Source organism: Borrelia persica No12, assembly GCF_000500045.1.
Lineage (GTDB): Bacteria > Spirochaetota > Spirochaetia > Borreliales > Borreliaceae > Borrelia > Borrelia persica.
This window is the reverse complement of record NZ_AYOT01000034.1, coordinates 1-1,087: the sequence shown is the minus strand read 5'-3', so window position 1 is coordinate 1,087 and position 1,087 is coordinate 1. Positions and strand designations below refer to the sequence as shown.

Genomic DNA, 1,087 nt, shown 5'->3' with positions numbered 1-1,087 from the left:
TCCAAGTGCAGTAATTAGCTTTGTGTAAAACGCATTCAAATTATCACCAGACATTCAAATATCCTAAGTTAACTTTGCTTGATATCAACTCTTAAAATAGTATTTTGTGTTGCAAGTAAACCACCTAGTACAAAATCAAGATATGAATGCGCAATATCAGTTGAATCTTTATCAATTTGTTCATTTGGCATTGGTAACATATACTTACTTGGTTTAAATTTAATGAGTTCTGCATTTAATGGATAAATAAGTATTTGGTGTGAAAGTAAGTTACTTGTCTCAATATATACTTCTTGTCTATTATTTACAGCTTTAATAGTCTTAATTAAAAAATCCTCCCATGAATCAGTTGAAGAATAGATATGAGAATTAGATGATGAAGAYTCRCATGGTATTGCATATGGTTTAACTARYTTTAAACTTGTTTTTGGATCAACTAATACCATCATAGGAGTAGAAAATTCATCTCCAAGTTCTAGTTTCCCAAGACCTTCTTCAATTTTTTTAAAAATTTCATTCATCTTATCTTTATTAGATTGCTCAACTTCTACTTTAATCTGTCCTGGCATATTTAGAAGCCCATACATATTAGGTAGCATTCGTTTTTGATTCTTGCCATCTTTTTGAATTGAGACAGTACCAGTTAAAATAAAGTGATTTATAAGCTTTATAATCTCATTACTTGCAAGTTTGTATGCTTCTTTAAATGGTAATAAATTATTATTTACATCACCCGCATAATCATTATTTTTATAAGACTGTTCAACAGTTTGCTTTAAATGTCTAAACTTGTATTGTAATTTAAGATAGTTAAGCCTAACTGATTCTGATCTGAATCCTATAGTAGCAATAGTATTAACTTCATTTACTAATGTTGTGGGATTAGCATTAAGAAAAGCATCCCATTTTATTGTTTTTAAATATCCGGTTTTTAAATCTACATCCTCAATCTGCTCATTAGAAAACCAATTGTAAAATACTGGTAACTTTACTTCCGGAAACACATTTGCTATCTCTTTAGCATAATAATTTTGATCATATAATTCTGACATCTTTATACTCCTTTAACTTATTAATTTGGTTTACC

Annotated in this window: 1 protein-coding gene; it reads right to left on the bottom strand. The window is 28.6% G+C overall.

Annotated elements, in window-relative coordinates:
- Positions 1 to 68: 68 nt before the first annotated feature.
- A complete protein-coding gene (locus U881_RS0100650; RefSeq protein WP_038363056.1) occupies positions 69 to 1,052 on the bottom strand; it encodes a hypothetical protein in 984 nt (327 codons plus the stop codon).
- Between the last annotated feature and the right edge of the window lie 35 nt (positions 1,053 to 1,087).